Genomic DNA, 26168 nt, shown 5'->3' on the forward strand with positions numbered 1-26168 from the left:
TTTAGGTAAGGCTAACCTTGTGTGGATTTAAGAGGCAAGGCTAACCTAAGTCGCGATGCGGGACAGAGCGCCCGACCCCCGGCCACTAAGGACGTTGAGCGTGCGGGAACAGCGGCAGGACGTCGCGCAGCGGCGCGAACTGATGCGGCGGATGATGACCGAGGCGGGGCTCGGACCCGGCAGGGACCGGATCACCCCACGCGCCGGTGACGGCCCCGCCCCGCTGTCGTACGCGCAGCAGAGCATGTGGCTGCACCACCGGACGTTCCCCTCCAGCCCCGCCTACAACGTCTGCCTGCTGGTACGCATGTCAGGCGAGCTCGACCCCGAGGCGCTCCGCGAGGCGCTGCGCGCGCTCCTGCGCAGGCACGCCGTGCTGCGCACCGTCTACGACGAGAACGACGACGGGACGCCGGTGCAGTACGTCCTCGCCGACGATTCCCTCGACCTGCCGGTGCGTGACCATGCCACCGACGCCACCGACGCCACCGACGCCACCGACGCCACCGACGCCGACGACGCCGACGACGCCGAGGCGTACGCCGAGCGGCTCGCGGCGCTCCCCTTCGACCTGCGCGCCGAGCGGCCGATCCGGCTCGAACTGCTCAGGCTCGGCGTCGACAGGTACGCCCTGGTCCTGGTCGTGCACCACATCGCCTGGGACGGCATGACCTGGGGTTCGCTCTCACGGGACCTGTCGGCCCTGTACCGCGCGGCCGTCTCCGGTGAGCCGGACGGCCTGCCCACGCTCACCGTCCACTATCCCGACTACGCCGACTGGGAGCAGAACCGCCCGCACCCGGCCGAGGAGATGGACTACTGGCGGCGGCGCCTCGACCCGCCGCCCGCGCCCCTGGACCTGCCCGCCGACCGCCCGCGCGGCGCGACCGCCTCCGAGCGCGGCGGACGCAGGGCCCGCCGCTTCGACGACACCGTCACCGACGGCATGCGGAAACTGGCCGCCGGGGAGAACCTCACCCCGTACATGGTGATGCTCGCCGCCCACGCCGTGCTCCTGCACCGCTACACCGGCGCGACCGACATCGCGATCGGTTCGGCGGTGATGAACCGCGAGCACACCGAGATCGAGCGGCTGGCCGGGAACTTCGGCAACACCCTCGTGCTGCGCACCGACCTGTCCGGTGCCCCCACCTTCCGCGAGGTCCTGCGCCGGGTCCGCGACACCTGCACCGAGGGGTTCGCGCACCGGACACTGCCCTACGACACGATCGTGCGGGAGCTGCGGCCCGCCCGCAGGCGCGGCGGCTCGCCGTTCTTCGACACCATGCTGCTCTTTCTCGCCCAGGAGATCGGCGACCTGGACCTACCGGGCGTCACCACGAGCTGGACGCACATCCACAACGGCACCACCCACTTCGACCTGTCGCTGGAGGCATTCGTCAGGCCCCGGGGGATGACCGTCGAGGCCACCTTCCGTCGCGAGCTGTTCGACGACGAGCGCATCGACGCGCTCCTCGGCCATCTGGAGACGCTGCTCGGCGACGCGGTGAGCCGCCCGGACCGGCGGATCGCCGACCTGAAGCTGCTCGGTGCGGCCGAGGCGGCCCTGCTGGAGGAGTGGAACGACACCGCGCGGCCCGTCGAGGACACGACGGTGACCTCCCTGTTCGAGGAGCAGGCCGCCCGCACTCCCGGCGCGGTCGCCGTCGAGGGCACTGGCGATGGCACTGGCGGGGCCACGCTCACCTACGCCGAGCTGGACCTGCGGGCCTCGGCCCTCGCCCGGGTGCTGTGCGAGCGCGGCGCGGGACCCGGCCGGGTCGTCGCCCTGGCCCTGCCCCGCACCCCCGACCTGGTGGTCGCGCTGCTCGCCGTGCTGAAGTCCGGCGCCGCCTACCTGCCGCTGGACCTGGACCACCCGGCCGACCGGATCGCCTACATGATCCGGGACGCCGCCCCGCTCTGCGCGATCGCGACCCCGGAGACGGCCGCCCTCATCCCGCGGGGAACCGAGACGCTGACACCCCGGACGCTGACAACCGAGCCCTTGCCCCAGGACGGTGCGCTCCGCTCCGCCCATGTCCCCCCGGTGCTCGCCGCCCCCCGCGCCGAGACGCCGACACCGGACGACACGTTCCCCGACGCGCACCCCGGGCCGACCGCAGGCCAGGAGCCGTATCCGGTCCGAGGCGGCGACCTGGCGTACGTCATCTACACCTCGGGTTCGACCGGCCGGCCCAAGGGCGTGGCCGTCCCGCACACCGCGCTCACCGCGTTCCTGCTCACCATGAGGGAGCGTCTCGCCCTGGACGCCGCCGACCGGCTGGTCGCGGTGACCACGATCGCGTTCGACATCGCCGCGCTGGAGCTGTACGTGCCGCTGATCAGCGGCGCGACCGTCGTGCTCGCCGGGCGCGAGAGCGTACGCGACCCGGCGGCGCTGGGCGCGCTGCTCACCGGGGCGACGATCGTCCAGGGCACCCCGTCACTGCTGGGCTCGCTGGACCCGGCCGCGCTGCGCGGGCTGCGGGTGCTCGTCGGCGGTGAGGCCCTTCCGGCGGCGCTCGCCGGAACCCTCCACGCGGTGGCGGCGTCGGCCGTCAACGTGTACGGGCCGACCGAGGCGACGATCTGGGCGACCTCCGCCGAACTGCCGTCCTCGGGGATCGGCAGGCCGTTCCCCAACACCCGCGCCCACGTCCTGGACGCCGCGCTGCGTCCCGCCCCGATCGGTGTCCCCGGCGAGCTCTACCTCGCCGGGACGCAGCTGGCGCGCGGCTACGCGGGCAGGCCGGGCCTCACCGCGGAACGCTTCGTCGCCGACCCCTTCGGCCCGCCGGGCGAGCGCATGTACCGCACCGGCGACCTGGCACGCCGGTGCCGCGACGGATCGCTGGAATACCTGGGACGCACCGACGACCAGGTGAAGATCCGCGGGTTCCGCATCGAGCCCGCCGAGGTGCAGGCCGTGCTCGCCGCCCACCCCGGCGTCGTCCAGGCCGCCGTCGTGGTCCGCGAGGACGCGCCCGGCGAGAAGCGGCTAGTCGCGTACGTGGTGCCGAGCGGAGACCTCGATGACCTCGACGAGGCGGACCTTCGGGCGACGGCGGCCGAGACGCTGCCCGAGTACATGCTTCCCTCGGTGATCGTCCGGCTTGAGGCACTGCCTCGTACCGTCAACGGCAAGCTCGACCGGGCCGCGCTGCCCGCGCCCGAGGCGCGGGTGTCGAGCCGAGGTCCGCGCGACGACCGAGAGGCGGCGCTGTGCGCGGTCTTCGCCGAGACCCTCGGCCTGCGCACCGTGGGCATCGACGACGACTTCTTCGCCCTGGGCGGCCACTCCCTGCTGGCCACCCGCCTCGCCGGGCGGGTGCGCGCCGCGCTCGACGCCGAGCTCACCGTCGCCGACGTCTTCGAGGCGCCCACGGTCGCCACGCTCGCGCCCAGGCTGGTACGGGGCACCCGGCCGAGGGTCCGCGACGTGAGCAGGCCCGAGATCGTGCCCGCCTCTCCCGCCCAGCGCGGCTTCTGGTTCGAGGAACGCCTGCGCGGCCCCTCGGCCGCCGACGCGCTGCCGCTGGGCCTGCGCCTGTACGGGCCGGTCGACGTCGACGCGCTGCGCGCCGCGTTCGCCGACGTCGTCATCCGGCACGAGGCGCTGCGCACCCTGCTGGAGGAGGGCCCCGACGGGCTGCCGGTCCAGCGCGTCCTCGACACCTTCGAGGTCGCCTTCGACGTGGTGGACGCGCGCGGCCGGCCGGAGGAACGGCTGCGCGCGGCCGAGACGAGGGCCGCCTCGCACGTCTTCGACCTCGGGACCGACCTGCCCATCCGGGCCACCCTGCTGCGGGTCCGTGCCGAGGAGTCCGTGCTGGTGATACTCCAGCACCACGCCGCCGCCGACGAGTGGTCGTTCACCCCGCTGCTCGCCGACCTGTCACGCGCCTACACCGCCCGCAGGACGGGCACCGCGCCCGACTGGGCGCCGCTGCCCGTGCGGTACGCCGACTACGCCGTCTGGCGGAACGAGTCCCCGGCTCCCGCGGACCGGCTCGACTTCTGGGAACGGGCACTGCGCGGGCTGCCCGAGGAGAGCACGCCACCTGCCGACCGGCCCCGCCCCGCCGAGGCGAGCCACCGGGGCGGGCTGGTACCGTTCCGGCTGCCTTCGGCCGGGGCGCGACGGCTCGCCCTGGAGACCGGCACCAGCGTCTTCATGGTCCTGCACGCCGCCGTCGCCGCGCTCCTGCACCGGGCCGGAGCGGGCGACGACCTGGCGCTCGGCTCGCCCGTCGCGGGCCGTACCGACGCGGACCTCGCGGACCTGGTCGGCGTGTTCGTCAACCTCGTCGTGCTGCGCACCGACCTGACCGGCGACCCCACCTTCACCGAACTCCTGGAGCGGGTCCGCCGCACCGACCTGGCCGCGTTCTCCAACGCGGACGTGCCGTTCGAGCAGGTGGTGGAGCGGCTCGCCCCCGAACGCTCACTCGCCCGCAGTCCGCTGTTCCAGGTGATGATCGTCCATCAGCGGCTGGAGGACGTGCGGCTGCGGCTGCCCGGCGTACGCGCGGAACCGTTCCTTCCCGAGACCGGCGGCGTCAAGTTCGACCTGGACGTCTACTTCGCCGAGGGCGAGGAACTGATCGAGGGGTTCGTCGCCTACGCCACGGACCTCTTCGACGCCGAGACCGTCACCGGCATGATCGCCGACCTCGGCGAGCTGCTCGACCAGGTCACCGAGGACCCGGCGCGGCGCCTGTCGTCGCTCCGCGCCCCGCTCGGACCACTCGCGGGACCCGGCCCCGTGGACGGGGTCGCCCCGCTCACCGTCGCCCAGCGGATCGAGGCGCAGGTGGCGCGCACCCCGCACGCCACCGCCGTCGTCTGCGGTGACGTCCGCGGTGACGTCCGTGGCGACGGCGGGATCACGCTCAGCTACGCCGAGCTCGACGAGCGCGCCGAGGCCCTCGCCGACCGGCTCGCCGCGGCGGGGGCGGGCCCCGAGGAGATCGTCGCGATCGCGCTGCCCCGCTCGGCCGAGTTCGTCGTCGCCCTGCTCGCCGTGCTCAAGACCGGCGCGGCCTACCTGCCGATCGACACGACCTACCCGCGCTCCAGGATCGACCTGATGCTCGACACCGCCGGGCCCCTGCTCGTCCTCGGCGTGGACGAGCCGCCGTCGGACGCCCCGCCTCGCGCGAGGACTCCGATCCTCCCCGACCACCCCGCGTACGTGATCTTCACTTCGGGGTCCACCGGGACCCCGAAGGCCGTCGTCGGCACCCAGCGGGCCCTGGCCAACCGGCTCGCCTGGGGTGCGGACCTCGCCACCGTCGGCGTGCGGGTCGCCAAGAGCTCACCGGCCTTCATCGACGGCACTACCGAGCTGCTCGGCGGCCTCGTCGCCGGTGACACCGTCGTCGTCGCGGACGACGACACCGCCACCGACGCGGTCGCCCTCGCCGAGCTGATCCACCGCCACGGTGTGAACCTGGTGACGGTCGTGCCGAGCCTGCTGGCCGCGCTCATGGAGAACGAGGAGAGGGAGAAGGCGGGGGAGGCCGCACGCAACGAACGGCTCGGAGAAAACGGTGAGCCCGGGGAGAGCGCGCGCAACGGGGAAGTCGGAGAAGCCAAGGAGCCGCAGGAGCCTCGGGAGTGTCGGGAGCCCGGGAAGAGCGCGCCGAGCGGGAGGCTCGGCTCGGTGACCACCTGGGTGAGCAGCGGTGAGGCGCTGCCCGCCACCCTGGCCCGGCGGGTCCCCGCCCGGCTGGTCAACCTGTACGGCTGCTCGGAGGCGGCAGGGGACAGCCTGATCGCCGAGGGCGGCGGCGGACTGGTCCCGATCGCCAACACCGTGGCGTACGTCCTGGACGCCGGGCTCCGCGAGGTCGCGGTCGGCGAACTCTACCTCGCCGGGGACGGCCTGGCGCGCGGGTATCTCAAGGACCCGGCCCGCACCGCCGAGCGGTTCGTGGCCAGCCCCTTCGGCCCGCCGGGATCGCGGCTCTACCGCACCGGCGACCGGGTGCGCCGCCGCCGCGACGGCGGCCTGGACTTCCTGGGCCGGGCCGACGACCAGGTCAAGATCCGGGGCTTCCGCGTCGAGCCGGGAGAGGTCGAGGCGGTGCTCGCCGCACAGCCCGGTGTGCGCCAGGCGGCCGTGGCGGCCCGCTCGGGGCCGCGCCTCGTCGGCTACGTCGTGGGTGACCCCGGTTCCGAACCCGACCTGGACGCGCTGCGGCTCCGGCTCGAAGAGATCCTGCCGGATCACCTCGTCCCCGCCGTGCTCGTCGGCCTCGACCGGCTGCCGCGCACTCCCAACGGCAAGCTCGACCGCCGCGCGCTGCCCGAGCCCGCCGTCCGCGAGGGCAGGGCACCGCGAACCGGCACCGAGCGCGCCGTCGCCCGGCTCGTCGCCGAGACCCTCGGGCGGGACGGCGTCAACGCCGACGACGACTTCTTCCGCACCGGTGGCGACAGCATCAGCGCGGCCCTGCTGGTGGGACGTGCCCGCCGGGCCGGGTTCCCCTTCGCCGTCCGTGACGTCTTCCGGCTGCGTACCGTCGAGGCCCTGGCCAAGGTCGCGGACCTTTCCCGGCCGCCCGCCGAGGTCGTGGCGGACGGTCCGGTGCGGGCGCGGGCCGAGCTGCCGCTCTCGCCTTTGCAGGAAGGACTGCTCTTCCACCTGATGCTGGCCGGTGGGGACCGGGACATCTACGTCCAGCAGGCCGTGGTGACCCTGGCGGGTCCTGTCGATCCCGACCGGCTGGCCGGAGCCGCGCGCGAGGTGCTGCTGAAGTTCCCCAACCTGCGGGCCGGGTTCCGCACCGACGGCGGCCGCAGCGTGCAGTTCGTCCCCGAACGCTTCGAGGTCGACTGGACCTACGCCGAGACCGGTGACCAGCGGGCGCTGGAGGAGTTCGTCGAGGCACAGCGCGCCCGGCCGTTCGTCCCCGGCGAGCCGCCGCTGATCCGCTTCGCGCTGGCCAGGGTGGGCGAGGACGACTTCCGGCTGGTGCTCACCTCCGAGCTGATCCTGCTGGACGGCTGGTCGGGTGGCCTGCTCGTCACCTCGCTGCTGGAGTTCTACACCGACGCCGGCGCCGAGCGCGCCCGGCCCGTGACCCCCTTCCACGCCTACCTCGACTGGGTGAACGGGCAGGACCGGCAGGCCACGATCAAGACGTGGGGCCGTGCCCTCGAAGGGCTCGACGAGCCGACCCTGCTGCGGCCGGACCTGATCGACCGGCCCGCCGACCTCACCACCGCGGGGGAGATCCACCGTGCGCTGCCCGACGGCCTCGCCGCCCGGCTCGACGCCCGCGCCCGCGAGTCCGGCCTCACCCTCGGCACCCTGTACGAGAGCGCCTGGGGGCTGCTCCTGACTGCTCTCACCGGCCGCGACGACGTGGTCTTCGGCGTCTCGGTGTCCGGCCGCCACCCCGACGTCGACGGCGTCGAGTCCGTCGTCGGCCTGCTGTTCAACACCGTCCCGGTCCGGATGCGCGCCTCGGCGGCCGATCCGCTGCGCACCGTCCTGGAACGGGTGCAGACGTTCACCTCGGAGCTGTTCGACCACTCCTACGTCGCGCTCGCCGACGTGCAGCGGGTGGCGGGCCTCGGGACCCTCTTCGACACCCTCTTCGTGTTCCAGAACTTCCCCGGCATGCCCACCGGACGCGGCTTCGGCCCCGGCGGCGATGTGCGGGTGACCGGCCGTCAGGTGCGCGACGCGACCCACTACCCGCTCACCATGGTCGTCGAGCCCGGCGCCGGCCTGCGGGTCATGTATCGGGGCGACGCCTTCACCGAGACCGAGGCGAGGCGTCTCACCGACCGGTACGTACGCCTCCTGGAGACCGTCGCCGCCGAACCCGACACCCCCTGCCACCGGCTCGACCCGCTCCTGCCCGACGAGCACGACCGGCTGCGCCGCGACTGGGCCGAGGCCGAACGGCCCGTCCCCGACCTCACCATCGCCGAACTCCTCGCCGAGCAGGCCGCGCGCACCCCGGACGAGCTCGCCCTGGTCTCCCAGCCGGACACGCGACTCACCTACGCCGAGCTGGACGCCGCCGCCAACCGCCTCGCCCGGCTGCTGAAGGCGCACGGCGCGGGCCCGGAACGGGTGGTCGCCCTCGCCCTGCCCCGGTCCGCCGAGATGGTCGTCGCGCTGTTCGCGGTGCTCAAGACGGGCGCCGCCTACCTTCCCCTGGAACTGGACTACCCGGCGGAGCGGCTCGACTTCATGCTGGCCGACGCCGCCCCCGTCTGCCTGGTCTCGCACCGCGACATCGCCGCCGGGCTGGCGAACCCCGGCGCCTCGATCCCGCTGGACGACCCCGCCGTACGGGAGACGCTGGCGGGCCTGCCCGGCACCGGTCTGACGGACGAGGAACTGCCCGGCTTCGGCAGGGACGTGCCGGGACGGCTGGAGCACCCGGCATATGTGATCTACACCTCGGGGTCGACCGGGCGTCCCAAGGGGGTGGTCACCCCCTACCGGGGTCTGACCAACATGCAGTTCAACCACCGGGCCAACATCTTCGACCCGGTGGTGGCCTCGGCCGGGCGGCGGCTGCGGATCGCGCACACCGTGTCGTTCTCCTTCGACATGTCGTGGGAGGAACTCCTCTGGCTCATCGAGGGCCACGAGGTGCACGTCTGCGACGAGGAGCTGCGGCGCGACGCCGAGGCGCTCACCGAATACCTGCGGCGTCACCGCGTCGACGTCGTCAACGTGACGCCGACCTACGCCCAGCAGCTCCTGGAGGAGGGGCTGCTGGACGGCGAGCACCGCCCGCCGCTCGTGCTGCTGGGCGGCGAGGCCGTCCCGGCCGCCGTGTGGGACCGGCTCGCGGAGGCCGAGGGGGTGCTGGGCTACAACCTCTACGGCCCGACCGAGTACACCATCAACACGCTGGGCGGCGGCACCGAGGACAGCGCCACCCCCACGGTCGGCAGGCCGATCTGGAACACCCGGGGCTACGTGCTCGACGGCTGGCTGCGCCCGGTACCGCCGGGCACGCCGGGAGAGCTCTACATCGCCGGGGCGGGTCTGGCCAGGGGCTACCTCGACCGGCCGGGCCTGACCGCCGAGCGGTTCGTCGCCGACCCGTTCGGCGGCGGCCGGATGTATCGCACCGGAGACCTCGTACGGGTGCGCCGGGACGGCAACATCGACTTCCTCGGCCGTACCGACGAGCAGGTGAAGATCCGCGGTTACCGGGTCGAGCTGGAGGAGGTCGAGACCGCGCTCGCCGCCGAGCCGGGTGTGGGGCAGGCCGCCGTCGTCGCCGTCGGTACCGAGGTGCCCGGCGTGAAGCGCCTCATCGGCTACGTGGTGCCCGACGGAGCCGCGCGGCCCGACGCCGAGCGCGAGCACCTGGCCGAGTGGCGGCAGATCTACGACGCCGAGTACACCGAGATCGGCACCGCCGTCCACACCGAGGACTTCGCGGGCTGGGACAGCAGCTACGACGGGTCGCCGATCCCGCTGGAGCACATGCGCGAGTGGCGCGACACCACCGTGGCCCGCGTCGAGGCCCTCGGACCCCGGCGGGTGCTGGAGATCGGCGTCGGCACCGGCCTGCTGCTGTCGCGGCTCGCCCCCGGCTGCGACGAGTACTGGGGCACCGACTTCGCGGCGCCCGTCATCGCCAAGCTCCGGGCCGACCTCGGCCCCGGCTCGCCGGTACGCCTGAGCTGCCAGGCCGCGCACGACACCACCGGCCTGCCCGCGGGCCACTTCGACACGATCGTCGTCAACTCCGTGGTCCAGTACTTCCCGAGCGCCGGATACCTCGCCGACGTGATCGCCGCCGCGATGGACCTGCTCGCCCCCGGTGGCGCGCTGTTCGTGGGCGACGTGCGCGACCTGCGGTCGGTGCGCTGCCTGCACGCGGCGATCCGGCTCGGCCGGGGCGACGACGACGGTTCCGGTGTCGGTACGGCGGCGATCGACCGGGCCGTGCGGATGGAGAAGGAGCTCCTGCTCGACCCCGCGTTCTTCACCGCCCTCGGCCTGGCCGCGCGGGTGGAGATCCGCACCAAGCGGGGCGTCCACCACAACGAGCTCAGCAGGCACCGCTACGACGTGACCCTGTGGAAGTCACCCGCCGCGAACCCCACCGCGAACCCTGCCGTGAACCTCGCCGCGCGGACCGGCGCACCGCTCGACCCGCAAACCGACCCGCAAACCGACCCGCAAACCGACCCGCGGACCGACCTGCGGACCGATGCGCGTCCGGTCGCGTCGCCCGCGGGGACCACGGTCGTGGACTGGGCGGGAATGGAGGACCTGACGGCCCGCCTCGCCGCCCGCTCCGGGCCGCTGCGGGTGCGTGCCATCCCCGACCCCAGGCTCTCGGCCGAGCTCGCCGCGCTGCGCGCGCTGGAGGGCGGTGCCTCGTACCGCCAGGCGCGCGAGCTGCTCCAGGACCCCCCGAGAGGGATCGAGCCCGAACTGCTGTACGCGCTCGATGCCGGTGTGGTGACCACCCCGTCGGACGAGATCGGCCACTACGACGCCGTCTTCGGCGGAGGGGCCGCCTTCCTCCCCGCGGACCCGGAGCGCGGGCCCGCGTCCTACGCGAACAACCCGGCGGCGGCCCGCGACCACGGGGCGCTCGCCGCGCGGGTGCGCGAAGGACTCAGGAGGCGGCTGCCCGGCTACATGGTGCCGAGCGCGGTCGTCACGCTGGACGCGCTGCCGCTCACCGTCAACGGCAAGCTGGACCGGCGGGCGCTGCCCGCCCCCGACCGGCAGGGACCGCGCGGGTCGGGCCGCGCGGCCAGGACCGCCGTGGAACACCTGCTGTGCACCCTGTTCGGCGAGGTGCTCGACGTCCCCGGCGTCGGCGTGGACGACGACTTCTTCGACCTGGGCGGGCACTCGCTGCTGGCGACCCGGCTCGTCGGCAGGGTCCGCGCGGTGCTGCGCACCGAGCTCGCGATCCGTGACCTGTTCGAGGCGCCGAACGTCGCCGAGCTGGCCACCCGGCTGCACGACAGGGCCGGTGTCACGCTCAGGCCCCCGCTGGTGGCGGGGAAACGGCCGGCGCGCGTCCCGCTGTCGTACGCGCAGCGCAGGCTCTGGCTGCTCGACCAGATCCTGCGCGAGGACGACGGGCCGCGCGAGGCGTACCACCTGCCGCTGGCCGTGCACCTGAGCGGCGAACTGGACGTGGACGCGCTGCGGGCCGCGATCGGCGACGTGACGGCGCGGCACGAGAGCCTGCGTACCGTCTTCGCCGAGCACGAGGGGGTGCCCTACCAGCGGATCCTGCCGCCGGAGGCCGCGCGTCCCGTCTTGGAGATCACCACCTGCTCGCCCGAGGAGGTGATCGCACGGCCGTTCGACCTCGCCACCGAGATCCCGTTGCGAGTCGCGCTCATTCCCGCGAGGCCCGCGAGGTCCGCCGAGGCCGTGGAGGCCGTGGAGGCTGTGGAGGCCGCGAGGTCCGCTGAGTTCACGGAAACCGAAGAGCTCACGAGGGCCGAGGTGTTCGGGGGAATCGTGGAATCGGGCGGGGAGGAGGAGCACCTACTGCTCGCCGTCTTCCATCACATCGCGTTCGACGAGTGGTCCTTCGGGCCGTTCGCCAGGGATGTGGCGCGCGCCTACGCCGCGAGGCTGGAGGGAAGGGCACCGGACGAGGGGCCGGACGGCACGCCGGGGTGGAAGCCGCCCGCCGTGCAGTACGCCGACTACACGCTCTGGCAGCGTGAGCTGCTCGGTGACCCCGCCGACCCGGGCAGCCCGCACGCCCGCCAGCTCGCCTACTGGACCGGGGCCCTGGCGGGCATGCCGGAGGAGATCCCGCTGCCGGTGGACCGGCCCAGGCCCGCCACCGTCGGCCAGCGCGGCGGGTCCACGACCAGGCGGCTGCCGCCTCCGCTGGTCGGGCGGCTCCGCGAGCTGGCGCGCGATGCCCAGGTGAGCATGTTCATGGTCTGCCAGAGCGCGGTCGCCGCGCTGTTGCACCGCACGGGAGCGGGGGAGGACATCCCGCTGGGCAGCCCGGTCGCGGGTCGTACCGACGAGGCGGCCGGTGATTTGGTCGGCTTCTTCGTCAACACGCTCGTGCTGCGCGCCGACACCTCGGGGGACCCCTCCTTCGCCGAACTGCTCGCCCGGGTCCGTGACACCGACCTGGCAGGGCTCGCCAACCAGGACCTGCCGTTCGAGGTGCTCGTCGAGGCCCTGCGGCCACCTCGGGTCCCCGGCCGCAACCCGCTGTTCCAGGTGATGGTCGGCTATGAGAACCAGTCGATGGGCGACGTGCGCTTTCCCGGGCTGCGGCAGCGGGAGGCGCTCTTCAGCCCGCCCGCGGCGAAGTTCGACCTCGACTTCATCTTCCGGGAGAGGGGGGAGGGGCTCCATCTGGTCGTCGACTACTCGGCCGACCTGTTCGACCGGGCCACGATCGACACGATGATCGAGGCGCTCGTCGGCGTGCTGGAGACCGTCGCGGCCGACCCCGGGACGCGTCTGAGCGACCTGCCCGTGACGCTCACGGCCCGTACGGTCACCGGCCACGGACACGGCGGCGCCGATGGCGACGGTGGCGCGACTCGGCGCGACGACGACCGCGAGGCGATGCTGTGCAGGGCGTTCGCCGAGGTCCTGGAGGTGGACGCGGTCGGCCCGCACGACAACTTCTTCGACCTGGGCGGGCACTCGCTGCTCGTCATGGGGTTGGTGCGCCGCATCCGGCGGGAGCCGGGATGCGGCGGAGTGAAGGTCGCGACGCTCATGACGGCCCAGACCGTCGCGGAACTCCTGAATCACCTGGAATGAGGCGCTTCCCCCAACCGCCAAAGCTTGTTAACTTAGGCGAGGCTAACCTAACTCTTAATGCCCTCTCGGGCCTCGGAAGGACACCCATACCCATGCGCGACACGATGCGCCGCCTGGCCGCGACCGGAACGCTGCTGCTCGGCCTCGGCCTGGTGGGCGCGTGCGCCGGTGAGAGCGGCGGAGCCGGACAGCCCGCCGCGAACGCCCCCGCGGCCCAGGCCGCCCCCGGATTCCCGGTCACCATCACGCACAAACTCGGCACCACCACGATCGAATCCGCCCCCCAGCGCATCGTCGCCCTCGGCGAGGCCGACCAGGACACCCTGCTCGCCCTGGGCGTGCAGCCCGTCGCCATGGCGGAGCTCACCGGTATCCAGGACGACGGGCTCACCCCCTGGAGCGCCCCGAAGCTCTCCGGCACCGCGCCGACGCTGCTGAAGGCCGGGGAGGCGGGCTTCTCGCTGGAGCAGATCGCCGCGCTCGAACCCGACCTGATCCTCGCGGGCGGCGACTACTACATCGACAAGGAGTACGCCAACCTCTCCCGGCTCGCGCCGACCACCGCCTACGAGACCGGTCCCGCGGAGGACTCCTGGCAGACGGTGGCCCGTCAGGTCGCCAAGGCGGTCGGCAGGACGGACGAGGGGGAGAGGCTCGTCGCCGACGTCGAGGCGAAGATCGCCTCGGTGAAGACCGCCCACCCCGAGCTGGCCGGCAAGAAGTTCGCGCTGACCAGCGTCTTCCCCTCGGGGAACATCGGCGTGCTGAAGTCCGGCACCGACATCAGCGTCAAGCTGCTGGGCCAGTTCGGGCTCGCGCTGCCCGAAGAGATCAAGGCGCTTCCCGGAGAGGGCTTCGCGGCCGAGCTGAGCATGGAGAAGGTGAAGGTCCTCGACGTCGACCTGCTGCTCAGCCACTACAACGACGACGCCGCCACGCAGCGGAAGATCGAGGCCGGCAAGCTGTTCGCCGGCCTCGACGTGGTCAGGCGCGGCTCGTACGTGCCGCTGGACCTCAAGGCGTTCTGGCCGCTGCGCACACCGACGCCGCTCGCGGTCCCCTACGTGATCGACCAGGTCGTGCCCCGGCTCGTCAAGGCGGCCAAGGCCGCGGACGCCGCCTGAAACACCCCCGTTCCACACCGCCCCCGCCGCCGTCCCGGCCGCGGGGGACCACCCCTTCAGCACGTGAGAGGCGAACATGTCGAGCCCGGTCTATGACGTCGTGGGCATCGGTTTCGGCCCTTCCAACCTCGCGCTCGCGGTGGCCCTGGAGGAGGAGTACGGCTCCGGCGTGAACGCGGTCTTCTTCGAGAGGCAGCCGAGGTTCGGCTGGCACCGCGACATGCTCATCGAGGGCGCCACGATGCAGGTCCACTTCCTCAAGGACCTGGTCACCCTGCGCAACCCCGCCAGCCCCCACTCCTTCCTGTCCTATCTCCAGGAGAAGGGGAGACTGGTCGACTTCATCAACCACAAGACCATGTTCCCCACCCGGCTGGAGTTCCACGACTACCTGGAGTGGACCGCGGCCTCCTTCGCCGACCTGGTGCGCTACGACTCCGAGGTCGTCGCGGTGCGTCCGCACGACGACGACACCCTTGAGGTCGTCGTGCAACACGGCGACGAGCTGCACACCTGCCTGGCCCGCAACCTCGTGATCGCGGTCGGACTCGACCCCGTGCTCCCCGAAGGGGTACGGCAGGGCGAGCGGATCTGGCACACCGAGGAACTGCTGACCCGGCTCGAAACCCTCGGCGGGCGCGAGCCCACACGGTTCGTCGTGGTCGGTGCCGGGCAGAGCGCGGCCGAGGCCGTCGAGCACCTGCACCGGACCTACCCGTCGGCGGAGGTCTGCGCGGTCTTCACCCGGTACGGGTACTCGCCGGCCGACGACAGCCCCTTCGCCAACCGTATCTTCGACCCGCAGGCCGTCGACCACTTCTTCGCCGCGCCCGAGGAGGTGAAGCACATGTTGCTCGCCTACTCCCGCAACACCAACTACTCGGTGGTGGACCTCGACCTCATCGACGAGCTCTACCGGCGCTCCTACGCCGAGAAGGTCGCCGGGGTCCAGCGGCTGCGCATGCTGAACGCCTCCCGCCTGCTCGGTGTGCACGACGACGGCGACACCGCCCGCGTCCGGGTGTGCTTCCTGCCCACGGGCGAGGTGAGCGCGATCGAGGCCGACGCGGTCGTCTGCGCCACCGGCTACCGCGAGCGCGACCCGCGAGACCTGCTCGGCGAGGCGGGCGAGCACTGCCTCACGGGGGAGAAGGGCGAACTGAGAGTGGAGCGCGACTACCGGGTCGCCACCGCTCCCGGGCGGACCTGGGGCGTCTACCTCCAGGGGGCGACCGAGGGCACCCACGGGATCGCCTCCTCGCTGCTGTCCATGACCGCCGTCCGCACCGGGGAGATCGTGCGCTCCATCGCCCGGCGCTCGGCGCAGGTCCCCCAGGGAGCCGAGCCGTAACCGCCCGCATGTGGCCTGCGGTCTCAGGGGCCTCCGACACGAGGGTGAGCGGCTACGTGACTCTGTGTATTTACCTGATTACCTTTGGTGGTGTTGTGTTCCATAGGTAACCGGGGAGAGTCATGAATACCTTGATCCGCAGTGCCGGTATCGGCCTGGCAGGGGCGGTTCTGGCCGGCACCGGCCTGTTCGGCCTGCTTCCCATGACCGCCGCCCACGCCGTGTCGCCCCAGGTCGCACCGGCGGCGGTCTGCTCGGACACGGTCGAGGACGGCTGGATCTGCTTCCTGCGGTACTGCGACAACTATTACTGCTACTACGACTGCTATCCGACCCTGACCGCGCGCAACAAGGGGGAGAGGCCTTCCGAGACCGTCCGCATTCCCAAGCCCGAGGGGACACCTCCCGCGCAGATCAACAAGCCCTGACCGGGGAGCCGTGCGGAGGCGGACCGGCCGGGTCCGCGTGGCCGTGCCGTCCGCACCGCGAGGGTTCGCGGTGCGGACGGGGGCTCCACCTCGGCTCAGGGGTGCAGGGCGAGCCCCTTGAGCACCTTGTCGACCCCGTTGCGCGGCCCGTGCACCGCGAGCCCGACCAGGCGAAGCCCGTCGGAGGGCACGGCGCGCACCGCGGCCCGGTTGTCCTCGTCGTTGTCGGTCTTGAACAGCTCCTCCGTGTACAGGGCCACCTCCAGCCCGCGTGCCAGCGCGCGGGTGTGCGCCGCGGCGAGGCCGGGTTCGTCCGCGGCGTAGACCAGGACGGGCTGGCGGAACATCGCCAGATAACGGTTGCCGGACCCGTCGGCGTACGGTTCGCCCATCACCTCGGGCCCGCCGCCCGCCACACCGCTGGCCAGGAACGCGGTGACGTTGAGCTTCTGCCAGACGGCGAGGTCCGCGCGCACCACAATGCCGATCTTCGTGTCGAAACGCATGCCAGGCAGCATCGCCGCAACCGCCTCGCCGGGGCTTGAACGCTCGTGCGGCGCGAGAATAGGTCCATGTCCGGTGACTGGTCGCGCTACTGGCGCTCGCCCCTGCCGGGGCTGGAGGCGATGCACGCCCACTTCGAGCGGCACACCTACCACCGGCACAGCCACGAGACCTACTCCTTCGGGATCACCGACGACGGCAGGCAGGCGTTCACCTGCCGGGGGGCGGGCCACACGAGCACGCCGGGGATGGTGATGGCGTTCAACCCGGACGACCCGCACGACGGCTGGGCGGCCGACGAGCTGGGTTTCACCTACCGGATCGTGCACATCGGTCCCGAGCTCGTCTCCGCCGCGCTGACCGGGGTCGCGGATCGCGCGGCCGGGCTGCCGCTGTTCGCCGAGCCGGTCGTCCACGATCCGGCGCTCGCGGGAGGGCTGGGCCGCCTGCACACCGCGATCCTCGGCGGAGCCCCGGCCCTGGTCGCGGACGAGCTGCTGGACGCGGTCGTCCCCGCCCTGGTCCGCCGCGCGGCCCTCAGCGGTCCCGTCACGAGGGGCCCGAGGTTCCGGGCGGGAGGCCGGGGCACGGCGGGCCTCGCGAGGCGCGCGGCGGAACTGCTCCAGGACGACTACCGGACCGACCACACCGCCGACTCCCTCGCCGCCCTGTCCGGATCCAGCAGGTTCACCCTCTATCGGGCCTTTCGTGCGGCGTACGGGATGGCGCCGAGCGAGTACCAGCGGCAGGTCCGCCTGCGCGCGGCTCGCGGGCTGCTGTCTCGGGGCCTGCCGATCGCGGACGTCGCGGCGGAGACCGGCTTCGCCGACCAGAGCCACCTGACCCGCTGGTTCGTCCGCTACTACGGCATCACCCCGGGCGTCTACCGCCGGGGATGAACCGTTGTCCGGTCTTCACTCCCGCGGGCAATCGCCGGTACCTCTTCTCCCGGCGAGGTGGGACCGCCTACCGCGTGACCGGTCCGTTCCGCACCTGAGGACGGCTGGGTGGTGCGGTGCCGACCGCACCACCCGGCACGGTGAACACACAGGTCACGTTAACTTTCCGGATGCCTGGGGTCACTACGGTGCTCGACCATGGGATGGAAGACCAGGGTCAACACGGCTCTTGAAGGGATGACGGGCTACAGCGTCAGCAGGGTGCGGCGGGAGGTCGCACCGCCGCCTCCAGCGCCACGACCCCCCGCCGACGTCCCCCGGCCGCCGGCCGATCCCAAGCTCGACCGGCTGGTGCGCGAGCCGGTGTTCGTGCTGTCGCCGGTGAGGTCGGGCTCCACCCTGCTGCGGGTCATGCTCAACAGCCATTCCCGGATCCACGCACCGCACGAGCTGCACGTGCGGCGGCTGGCGGTCACGCTGACCACCGATCCGCTGCGGCAGGCGATGGAGACGCTCGGCTTCTCCACCAGCGACATCGAGCACCTGCTGTGGGATCGCATGCTCCACCGTGAGCTGACCGGAAGCGGCAAGCAGATCATCGTCGACAAGACGCCCAGCAACGTCTTCGCCCATCGTCGCCTCGCGACCTGCTGGCCGGACGCGCGCTACATCTTCCTGATGCGCCATCCCGCCTCGATCGCCCTGTCGTGGCACGAGGCCGATCCGCTGGAACGCCCCTGGGAGGAGGCGATCCAGCACACCCTGCGGTACATGCGCTACCTCACCGAGGCGCGACGGCGGCTCGACGGGCTCACCCTGACCTACGAGAGAGTCGTCGCCGCCCCCGAGAAGGAGATGCGCGGAGTCTGCGCCCACCTCGGGATCGACTACGAGCCGGGCATGGTCCGTTACGGCGACCACGAGCACGGAGAGTTCGTGAAGGGCATCGGAGACTGGCGCGACAAGATCAGAACCGGCAGGGTTCAGCCCGGCCGGCCGCTGCCCGCCCGGGACGAGGTCCCGGAGGAGCTCCGGGAGATCTGCGCCGAGTGGGGATATCTCTGACCGGGCCGCCTTCCGGAGGAGAGGGTGGCTCACCCACCGCACCTGGAACGTGCTGAGCCGGTATGAGTGCTTGACCGCACACATACCGCGATATCGCCGCCTCATTCATGTCTTATGGCCCCCGGTGGGAATCACCTCCTTGCGAAGAGTAAGGTTGCCCTGCCCTAATTTAGGTAAGGCTTCCCATCTATGGAGTGACGGTGTTCGCCAGCTACCTCATCGGATTGCGCGAGGGCTTGGAGGCCACGCTCGTCGTCTCCGTGCTCGTCGCGCTCCTCGTCAAGAGCGACCGGCGCGACCGGCTGCCCCTCGTGTGGGCCGGGGTCGGCGCCGCCCTCGTCCTGTCGGTCGCGTTCGGCGCGCTGCTCACCTTCACCGTCGCCCATCTGGAATACCGGCAGCAGGAGTTGTTCGAGGCGGTCACCTCGCTGCTCGCCACCGTGTTCGTCACCTGGATGATCTTCTGGATGCGGGGTGCCGCCCGGACGATCTCCGGCGACCTGCGCGCCAGGCTGAGCGAGGCCCTGGAGGTCGGCGCGGTCGCGGTGGTCGTGATGGCCTTCCTCGCCGTGGCACGTGAGGGCCTGGAGACCGCGCTGCTGTTCTTCGCCTCCGTGCAGGGAGCGACCGCCACCGCCGTTCCGCTGATCGGGATCAGCCTCGGCCTGCTCACCGCGGTCGCGCTGGGCTGGGCCATCTACCGAAGCGCGATGCGGATCAACCTGTCCAAATTCTTCACCTGGACGGGCCTGCTGCTGATCCTGGTCGCCGCCGGCATTCTCAAGTACGGCGTGCACGACCTGCAGGAGGCCGGTGTCCTGCCGGGCCTGTCCACCTACGCCTTCGACATCAGCGCCGCGCTGCCCGCCGACTCCTGGTACGGCGCCCTGCTGTCCGGGATGTTCAACATCACCCCGCAGCCGAGCGTGCTGGAGACGGTGGCCTGGGCCGCCTACGCGGTGCCCACGCTCATCCTCTTCCTGCGGCCGCGGCGCGACCGCCCGACCCCGTCGACCGTCACTCCCTCCACCGACCCGCAGCCCGCGGGCTGAGACTTCCCGAACAGGACGATCATGCGTACTTCCCTTGCCGTCGCCGCGGGTGTCCTCGCCCTCGCCGGTCTCGCGGCCTGCTCCGCCGAACCCACCGCAGCCCCGGGCGCGGGCACCTCCGCCGCACCGGAGAAGGGCGGCCCCATCGCGGTGGCCGCCACCGACACCGAGTGCAAGGTCGCGGTCACCGAGGTGGCCGCGGGCACCTCGACGTTCGCGATCACCAACGGTGGCACCAAGGTGACCGAGTTCTATGTGTACGCCCCCGGCGACCGGGTCATGGGCGAGGTGGAGAACATCGTGCCGGGCCTCACCCGCGAGGTGATCGTCGAGCTGCCGACCGGCAGCTACGAGACCGCCTGCAAGCCGGGCATGGTCGGCAAGGGCGTCCGCGGCCCGCTCAAGGTCACCGGCGAGCACAAGCCGCTCAGCGACGACGCCCAGCTCGCCGGGGCGACCGCGAGCTACAAGCGCTACATCAAGTCGCAGAGCGACACTCTGCTGGTCAAGACGCAGGAGTTCGTCGACGCGGTCAAGGCCGAGGACATCGAGAAGTCCAAGGCGCTCTTCCCGGTCTCCCGCACCTACTGGGAGCGGATCGAACCGGTCGCGGAGATCTTCGGGGATCTCGACCCGGCCATCGACGCCCGGGAGAACGACGTGGCCGAGGGGGAGGAGTGGACCGGCTTCCACCGGATCGAGAAGGACCTGTGGGTCAAGAAGGACGTCAGCGAGGACGGCCCGATCGCCGACAAGCTGATGGCCGACATCAAGACCATCGTGGAGCAGTCCAACTCCGCCGAGCTGTCGCCGGTGCTGCTCGCCAACGGTGCCAAGGGCCTGCTCGACGAGGTGGCCTCCGGGAAGATCACCGGTGAGGAGGACCGCTACTCGCACACCGACCTGTGGGACTTCGACGCCAACCTGCAGGGGTCCAAGGCCGCGGTCCAGGCGCTCCGCCCCGTCCTGGAGGAGCGCGCCCCGGAACTGGTGAAGACGCTGGACGAGAAGTTCGCCGGGGCCGAGGCGGCGCTCGGCGCGCACCGCAAGGGCGACGGCTGGAAGCTGCACACCGAGCTGTCCAAGGACGACCTCAAGAAGCTGTCGGACGCGATCAACGCGCTCGCCGAACCGATCAGCAAGATCGCCGCAGTGGTGGCGAAGTAACGATCGTCCCAGATGAGAGGAGGGGTTCGGTGAGCGAGCGGATCAGCCGCAGGAAACTGTTCGGCATGGGGGCGGCCGGTGTGGCGGCCGCCGGCGCGGGCGTGGTCGCGGTACGCGGGATCGGCGGCGAACCGGCGCCCACCACGGTCGCCGCCGTCTCCGACGCCGTCCCCTTCTACGGTGAGCACCAGGCGGGCATCGTCACCCCGGCACAGGACCGGCTGCACTTCGTCTCCTTCGACGTGACGACCGGCAAGAAGGCGGAACTGGCCGAGCTGCTGCAGGAGTGGACCGCCGCGGCGGCGCGGATGACGCAGGGCCAGGAGGCGGGTACGTTCGGCGCGATCGGCGGCCAGCCCGAGGCGCCGCCCGACGACACCGGCGAGGCGCTCGGTCTGCCCGCCTCCGGGCTGACGCTCACCGTCGGCTTCGGCGGGTCGCTGTTCGACGACAGGTTCGGGCTCGCCTCTCGCAGGCCGGCCGCGCTCGCCGACCTGCCGCACCTGCCCGGTGACGCGTTGCTGCCGGAGATATCCGGCGGTGACCTGTGCGTGCAGGCGTGCGCGCACGACCCGCAGGTGGCGGTGCACGCCATCCGCAACCTGGCGCGGATCGGCTTCGGCCGGGTCTCGGTGCGCTGGTCCCAGCTCGGCTTCGGCCGCACCTCGTCGACCTCGCGCGCGCAGGCGACGCCGCGCAACCTGATGGGGTTCAAGGACGGCACGGCCAATCTCAAGCTGGAGGACGTGCAGTTGCTGAAGGAGCAGCTGTGGGTGGGCCCCGGCGACGGCGCCGACTGGATGACCGGGGGCAGCTACCTGGTGACCCGCAAGATCCGGATGATGATCGAGACCTGGGACCGGGCGCCGCTGGCCGAGCAGGAGCAGATCTTCGGCCGGGACAAGGGCGAGGGCGCCCCACTGGGCGGGAAGAACGAGTTCGACGCGATCGACTTCGAGGCGAAGGGCACCGACGGTAAACCGCTCATCCTCGACGACGCGCACGTGCGGCTCGCGCACCCGTCCCACAACGGCGGTGCTCGCCTCCTGCGCCGCGGATACAACTACGTGGACGGCTCCGACGGGCTGGGCCGGCTGGACGCCGGGCTGTTCTTCATCGCCTACCAGCGCGACCCGCACCGGCAGTTCGTCACCGTGCAGCGCTCCCTGGCGGGCAAGGACTCCCTCAACGAGTACATCAAGCACGTCTCCAGCGGCCTGTTCGCCTGCCCGCCGGGCGTGCGCGACGCGGGCGACTACTGGGGCCGCGCCCTGTTCGCCTGACCACCGGGGCCAGGGCTGGGGCGCACCCGGTGAAGTGGAAGGTCAGCGCAGGGTCCGGCAGAACATGTCGAGGGTGATCTCGACGATCTCGGTCGTGTCCTTCGCGCCGGCCTCGCCGGAGGACTCCGAGGCGAGGCGTCGGGTGCCCGCGCGCAGGACGCCCCAGGCGAGTTCGGCCCGCAGGGCGGGGTGGTCGTATCCCGCCTCACGGAGCACCTCGCAGAGCGGTTCGATGAGCGACGCGTGCAACTCCTCCAGTCGCGTCAGGCACTCGGCCGGCAGTCCGAGCGTCTGCACCGCCGGGACCAGCGCGTAGTCGGTACTGCCGACGAACTCCAGCGCGACCCTGCCGTACGCCAGAAGCCGCTCGTCGAGTGGGGTGGCCGATCCGCCGGGCGAGGGGGCCGCCACGGTGGCGCGCAGCCGGCCGGCCCAGCGGGGGAAGCCCTCCTCGGTGAGCTGGGCGAGGATGTCGGCGGTGGAGGAGAAATAACGGTAGACACTCGATCGGGCCAGGCCGATCCGGGCACCCACCGCCGCCGGGGTGAGCGCGTGCACACCCCGCGTGGCCAGGATCTCGCGTGCCGCCTCCAGCAGGGCGGCGTGCTGATTGGCTCGGTGGTCGGCGACGGTCGCCGCGCTGATCCTTGGCATCTACACCTCCTGTCGGCGCCCTCCGCCGTCCGGCTCGGGCGTCCCCGCTCCGTCACGGTCATTCTCCCCGTCTTCTTCCCCGCCCGCGCCATCACGGCCCCGGGTGGGAGCGGCGGTACGCGGGAGCAGGAACGTGAAGCCGAGCCCGGCCAGCAGGATCAGCCCGGTGATGACCGGCACCCTGCGGGTCGCCTCGGTGGCACCCGCGACCGCCGCCGCGTGGACGGCAGGATCGCTCAGCCCCGGGATGGCCGCGCCACCGCTCTCCCGCACGGCGTTCGCCACGCTCGTGCGGACCTGCTCGGGGTAGGAGGCCATGGTCTTCTCGACCGACGAGCCGAGTCCGGTGACCAGCACGCCGCCCAGGACGGCGACCCCCAGCCCCGCACCGACCTGGCGGATCGCGCTCTGCAGGCCGGAGGCCTGGCCCGCCTGCCGGGCGGGTACGTCGGCCATCAGCACGCTGGTGAGCTGGGCCGTGGCGAAGCCGATGCCGAAGCCGTAGACGACCATCCAGGGCACGATCCGCCACACGCTCATGTCGGCCTCCAGGGAGAGGCCGAGGCCGATGGCGCCCACGACCTCCAGGGCGAGGCCGATCTGCACGACCGTCCGTGAACTCACCTTCCTGGTCAGGGCGGGGACCGCGCCGCCGGCGAGGAAGGTGCCCACGGCGAGGGTGGCGATGACGAGACCGGCGGTGAACGCGCTGTACCCGAGCGCCGCCTGCAGGAACAGCGGCAGCACCAGGATCACGCCGAACTCGCCCAGCGCCACGATCATCGCGGTCATCGAGCCGTAGCGGAAGCCGGGCAGGGTGAACAGCGTCAGGTCGATCAGCACGGGACGCCCGGCCCGCCTGCGTCGCCGCTCCAGCAGGATGAAGACGGCTGTGGCCAGGATGCCGATGCCGAACGCGAAGGGCACGGGGGAGACTTCCTCGAACCGCAGTCCGAAGAGTTCGGCGGCCCGCAGGGGAGTGAGCCAGCCGTACTTCTGCCCCTCGATGAGGCCGAAGACGATGGAGAACATGCCCAGCACGATCAGCACGATGCCCAGTGGGTCGTGGCCGGTGGCCCGATCCTCACGGGAGGCGGGGATTCGCAGTGCGCCGAGCAGGACCAGCGCTCCGATGGGCAGGTTGATCCAGAACGCCGCGCGCCAGCCGTGGTCGGTGACCAGCCAGCCGCCGACCAGCGGTCCGATGGCGGCCATACCGCCGATGATCGAGCCCCAGATCGCGAATCCGATCACTCGCTGCCTGCCGAAGTAGGTGGAGTTGATGATCGCGAGTGTCATGGGCGTGGCCATCGCGGCGCCCACTCCCTGGACTCCCCTGGCCGCGATCAGCATCGCGCCGCTCCCCGCGATCGCCGCCAGCAGGCTCGCCACCAGGAAGACCACGATGCCGGCGGCGAACAGCTGCGGCCTGCCGCGCTGGTCACCGATGCGGCCGAGCGGGATGAGCAGGGACGCGAACACCAGCAGGTAGAGGGAGTTGACCCACTCCACGTCGGTGACCGTGAGCCCTAGATCGTCGATTATCGCCGGAACGGCGACGTTCACGATCGTCGCATCGATGACGATCATCGACACACCGACCGCGAGCACGAAGAGAGGCAGCCAACTTTGACGAGAATTTGGCGACGACATGTCGCGAACTATAGCAACACGGTGTGGCTATCTGCCCGGACGTGCCCTGTCTCCGAATTTCCGCGGCCCTTCGGGTTGCGGCCTCTGGCCGTTCGCACTATTTTTTGACCATGCGGCCAAAAAATAAGTCGGGTGGCCAAAAATCGTTCATCGAGGAGGCCCGCCGCAAGCAGATCGTCGACAGCGCCATCGAGACCTTCACCGAGCTGGGCTACGCCAACACCTCGCTGGCGCGCATCGCCGAGCGCGCCGGGATCAGCAAGGGCGTGATCTCGTACCACTTCGCCGGCAAGACCGAGGTGATGGAGCAGATCGTCGAGCGGGTCTACCACGAGATCGCCGATTTCGTCCTGCCGCGGACGGACAAGGAGGCCACGGTGGCCGGCGAACTGCGGGCGAGCTTCCGCGCCGTCGCCGAGTACATGCGGGGCCACCGCGCCCAACTGCTCGCCCTCGGAGAGATCTTCAACAACCTCCGCACCCCCGACGGCAGGCCGCGCTACGGCATCGCCTTCAACGAGCCGATCTACGAAGCGCGGGAGGCGCTGTTCCGCCGCGGCCAGGAAAGCGGCGAGTTTCGCTCCTTCGACCCCCGCGTGATGTCCGTCACCGTGCAGGCCGCGATCGACGACATGTTCGCCTACTGGGTGGCCCACCCCGACCACGACCTGGAAGCGCACGCCGAAGAACTGGCGGACCTGTTCGAGCACGCCGCTCGGGCCGAACCTCGCGGAGAGACGTCGAATCGATGACACAGTCCGTCAACCGGCCGGCCACGCCGTCCGGCACCCGCCCGCGGCTCCTTTACGTCGACAACCTGCGCACCGCCCTGATGGCACTCGTGGTGGTCCACCACTCCGTGATCGCCTACAGCAACGTGCCGCGCTGGTACTACGTCGAACCTCCGGCCGACTCCTCGGCAACGCTGCTGGACATCCTGCTCGTGCTCAACCAGGCGTTCTTCATGGGCGCCTTCTTCCTCGTCTCGGGGCTCTTCGTGCCGGGCTCCCACGACCGCAGGGGGACCCGGCGATTCCTGAAGGAGCGGCTGCTGCGCCTGGGAGTCCCGCTGCTGCTCTGGCTGCTGGTGCTCCGTCCCCTGGTGACCGTCGGCCGGTACACCGCCGCGAGGGACGCCGCCGTCCAGCGGGGGAGTGAGCTGCCCTACTGGGAGTTCTACCTGAGCTCGTTCACACCCGGGCCGATGTGGTTCGTCGAGGTGCTGCTGGTGTTCAGCGTGCTCTACGTCCTCTGGCGGCACCTCACCGGCGAGGACCGGCGCGCACCCGAACCGGCCCCGGCCATGGGCCAAGCGCCCGGTGCCGTCGCGATCGTCGGGTTCACCGTCGGGCTGGCCCTCGTCACCTACCTGTGGCGCATCGTGGTGCCGATGGGGATCTCCGTGCTGGGGTTGCCCTCACCCGCCTACCTGCCGCAGTACGTGGCACTGTTCGTCGTCGGGCTGGTCGCGGCCAGGCGCGGCTGGCTGGAGGGCCTGTCCAGAACGGCCGGCCGGGCCGGGTTCGCCGTCGCGGCCGTCGCCGCGGTCGTGCTCGTCCTCTGCCTGATCTTCGCGGGAGAGGGGATCCTGGGCCACGGCACCCCGGCGTCCCTGACAGCGGCGACCTGCGAGTCGGTGCTCGCCGTCGGCGTCATCCTCGGCCTGCTGGTGCTGTTCCGGGAGCGGCTCGGTCACCAGGGACGCCGCCGCCGGTTCCTGTCGGCGCACGCCTACGCCGTCTACGTGATCCATCCGGTGGTGCTCGTCGCCCTGGGGTACGCCCTCCGCGACGTGCAGGCGCCCGCGGTCGCGAAGGCCGCGTTGCTCACCGCCTTCGCGCTGCCGCTCTGCTGGGCGACGGCGTACCTGGTCCGCGCCCTGCCCGGTGCGCGCAAGGTGCTCTGAACCGGGTAAATGAGCTGGGCAGGTGCGAGGGAGGCCGGATAAGGTGGCGATCAACAGCGATGACGAAGACGAGTAGAGCCTCGATCACCGGAGTCGGAGAGAGCCGCCGGCAGCTGCGAAGGCGGACTCCGGCCGGGGCGCGAAGACCCTTCCGAGCTGCGGGGAAGAACGGCCTCCGGGCCCAGTAGAGCCCCGCCGAATCGCCCACGTCACGGGTTTGCCGAGGCCGCGCCGCACCAACCGGCGGCGTGGCGAAGGTGTGGTGGTACCGCGAGGATCCCGCTCGCCCACGCCTCTCAGGGGACGCGTTGCG

The 26168-nt window shown here is 71.8% G+C and carries 14 protein-coding genes; 11 read left to right on the forward strand and 3 right to left on the reverse strand.

All coding sequences use genetic code 11. The features are described from left to right. Nucleotides 1-100: 100 nt before the first annotated feature. From ABT352_RS24735 to ABT352_RS24750, 4 genes are all read left to right on the forward strand, one after another. Nucleotides 101-12769, forward strand: a complete 12669-nt coding sequence (locus ABT352_RS24735) for a non-ribosomal peptide synthetase (RefSeq protein ID WP_350947282.1) — start codon at nucleotides 101-103, stop codon at nucleotides 12767-12769. Between the two features lie 92 nt (nucleotides 12770-12861). After that, nucleotides 12862-13893: an iron-siderophore ABC transporter substrate-binding protein gene (locus ABT352_RS24740; RefSeq protein ID WP_350947283.1), complete on the forward strand. Its 1032-nt coding sequence runs from the start codon at nucleotides 12862-12864 to the stop codon at nucleotides 13891-13893. Nucleotides 13894-13969: 76 nt separating this feature from the next. Beyond that, nucleotides 13970-15244: a lysine N(6)-hydroxylase/L-ornithine N(5)-oxygenase family protein gene (locus ABT352_RS24745; protein ID WP_350947284.1), complete on the forward strand. Its 1275-nt coding sequence runs from the start codon at nucleotides 13970-13972 to the stop codon at nucleotides 15242-15244. A gap of 122 nt (nucleotides 15245-15366) precedes the next feature. Next, entirely contained in the window at nucleotides 15367-15672 is a 306-nt protein-coding gene (locus tag ABT352_RS24750) for a hypothetical protein (protein WP_350947285.1), read from the forward strand. Between the two features lie 95 nt (nucleotides 15673-15767). On the opposite strand, the gene ABT352_RS24755 is transcribed toward ABT352_RS24750, so the two are convergent. Then, nucleotides 15768-16178, reverse strand: a complete 411-nt coding sequence (locus ABT352_RS24755) for a DUF2000 family protein (RefSeq protein WP_350947286.1) — start codon at nucleotides 16176-16178, stop codon at nucleotides 15768-15770. Between the two features lie 66 nt (nucleotides 16179-16244). Between ABT352_RS24755 and ABT352_RS24760 the strand changes: the two genes are divergently transcribed. The 5 genes from ABT352_RS24760 to efeB all read left to right on the forward strand — a co-directional run bounded on the left by ABT352_RS24760 (nucleotide 16245) and on the right by efeB (nucleotide 21642). Then, nucleotides 16245-17075, forward strand: a complete 831-nt coding sequence (locus ABT352_RS24760; RefSeq protein WP_350947287.1) for a helix-turn-helix transcriptional regulator — start codon at nucleotides 16245-16247, stop codon at nucleotides 17073-17075. A gap of 198 nt (nucleotides 17076-17273) precedes the next feature. Further along, complete coding sequence (locus ABT352_RS24765; RefSeq protein ID WP_350947288.1) at nucleotides 17274-18140, forward strand: sulfotransferase family protein; 867 nt, start codon at nucleotides 17274-17276, stop codon at nucleotides 18138-18140. Nucleotides 18141-18340: 200 nt separating this feature from the next. Continuing rightward, complete coding sequence (gene efeU / locus ABT352_RS24770; protein ID WP_350947289.1) at nucleotides 18341-19192, forward strand: iron uptake transporter permease EfeU; 852 nt, start codon at nucleotides 18341-18343, stop codon at nucleotides 19190-19192. A gap of 21 nt (nucleotides 19193-19213) precedes the next feature. After that, nucleotides 19214-20359 carry an iron uptake system protein EfeO gene (gene efeO, locus ABT352_RS24775; protein ID WP_350947290.1) on the forward strand — a complete coding sequence of 382 codons (1146 nt, stop codon included), beginning with the start codon at nucleotides 19214-19216 and terminating at the stop codon, nucleotides 20357-20359. Nucleotides 20360-20388: 29 nt separating this feature from the next. Next, nucleotides 20389-21642: an iron uptake transporter deferrochelatase/peroxidase subunit gene (efeB, locus tag ABT352_RS24780; protein WP_350947291.1), complete on the forward strand. Its 1254-nt coding sequence runs from the start codon at nucleotides 20389-20391 to the stop codon at nucleotides 21640-21642. 42 nt (nucleotides 21643-21684) lie between these two features. Here efeB and ABT352_RS24785 read toward each other — a convergent pair whose 3' ends face one another. Beyond that, on the reverse strand, nucleotides 21685-22296 hold the full coding sequence (locus ABT352_RS24785; protein WP_350947292.1) for a TetR/AcrR family transcriptional regulator: 612 nt from the start codon (nucleotides 22294-22296) through the stop codon (nucleotides 21685-21687). Continuing rightward, nucleotides 22297-23949 carry an MFS transporter gene (locus ABT352_RS24790; RefSeq protein ID WP_350947293.1) on the reverse strand — a complete coding sequence of 551 codons (1653 nt, stop codon included), beginning with the start codon at nucleotides 23947-23949 and terminating at the stop codon, nucleotides 22297-22299. It lies immediately after the preceding gene. A 110-nt stretch (nucleotides 23950-24059) separates the two neighbouring features. Here ABT352_RS24790 and ABT352_RS24795 point away from each other — a divergent pair, with 110 nt between their 5' ends. Together ABT352_RS24795 and ABT352_RS24800 are read left to right on the forward strand one after the other, a co-directional pair. After that, nucleotides 24060-24701 carry a TetR/AcrR family transcriptional regulator gene (locus ABT352_RS24795; RefSeq protein WP_350947294.1) on the forward strand — a complete coding sequence of 214 codons (642 nt, stop codon included), beginning with the start codon at nucleotides 24060-24062 and terminating at the stop codon, nucleotides 24699-24701. Continuing rightward, nucleotides 24698-25855, forward strand: coding sequence for an acyltransferase family protein (locus ABT352_RS24800; protein ID WP_350947295.1), 1158 nt, complete (start codon nucleotides 24698-24700; stop codon nucleotides 25853-25855). Before ABT352_RS24795 ends, ABT352_RS24800 begins: the two co-directional genes overlap by 4 nt. Nucleotides 25856-26168 lie beyond the last annotated feature (313 nt).

Origin of the sequence: Streptosporangium sp. NPDC000563, from assembly GCF_040299985.1 — a bacterium.
Taxonomy (GTDB): Bacteria; Actinomycetota; Actinomycetes; order Streptosporangiales; family Streptosporangiaceae; genus Streptosporangium.

Bases quoted from the DNA above. Each gene is read 5' to 3' on its own strand.
- ABT352_RS24740 (WP_350947283.1), top strand. From the start codon at position 12,862: ATGCGCGACACGATGCGCCGCCTGGCCGCGACCGGAACGCTGCTGCTC.
- ABT352_RS24745 (WP_350947284.1), top strand. From the start codon at position 13,970: ATGTCGAGCCCGGTCTATGACGTCGTGGGCATCGGTTTCGGCCCTTCC.
- ABT352_RS24750 (WP_350947285.1), top strand. From the start codon at position 15,367: ATGAATACCTTGATCCGCAGTGCCGGTATCGGCCTGGCAGGGGCGGTT.
- ABT352_RS24755 (WP_350947286.1), bottom strand. From the start codon at position 16,178: ATGCGTTTCGACACGAAGATCGGCATTGTGGTGCGCGCGGACCTCGCC.
- ABT352_RS24760 (WP_350947287.1), top strand. From the start codon at position 16,245: ATGTCCGGTGACTGGTCGCGCTACTGGCGCTCGCCCCTGCCGGGGCTG.
- ABT352_RS24765 (WP_350947288.1), top strand. From the start codon at position 17,274: ATGGGATGGAAGACCAGGGTCAACACGGCTCTTGAAGGGATGACGGGC.
- efeO (WP_350947290.1), top strand. From the start codon at position 19,214: ATGCGTACTTCCCTTGCCGTCGCCGCGGGTGTCCTCGCCCTCGCCGGT.
- ABT352_RS24785 (WP_350947292.1), bottom strand. From the start codon at position 22,296: ATGCCAAGGATCAGCGCGGCGACCGTCGCCGACCACCGAGCCAATCAG.
- ABT352_RS24790 (WP_350947293.1), bottom strand. From the start codon at position 23,949: ATGTCGTCGCCAAATTCTCGTCAAAGTTGGCTGCCTCTCTTCGTGCTC.
- ABT352_RS24795 (WP_350947294.1), top strand. From the start codon at position 24,060: ATGCGGCCAAAAAATAAGTCGGGTGGCCAAAAATCGTTCATCGAGGAG.
- ABT352_RS24800 (WP_350947295.1), top strand. From the start codon at position 24,698: ATGACACAGTCCGTCAACCGGCCGGCCACGCCGTCCGGCACCCGCCCG.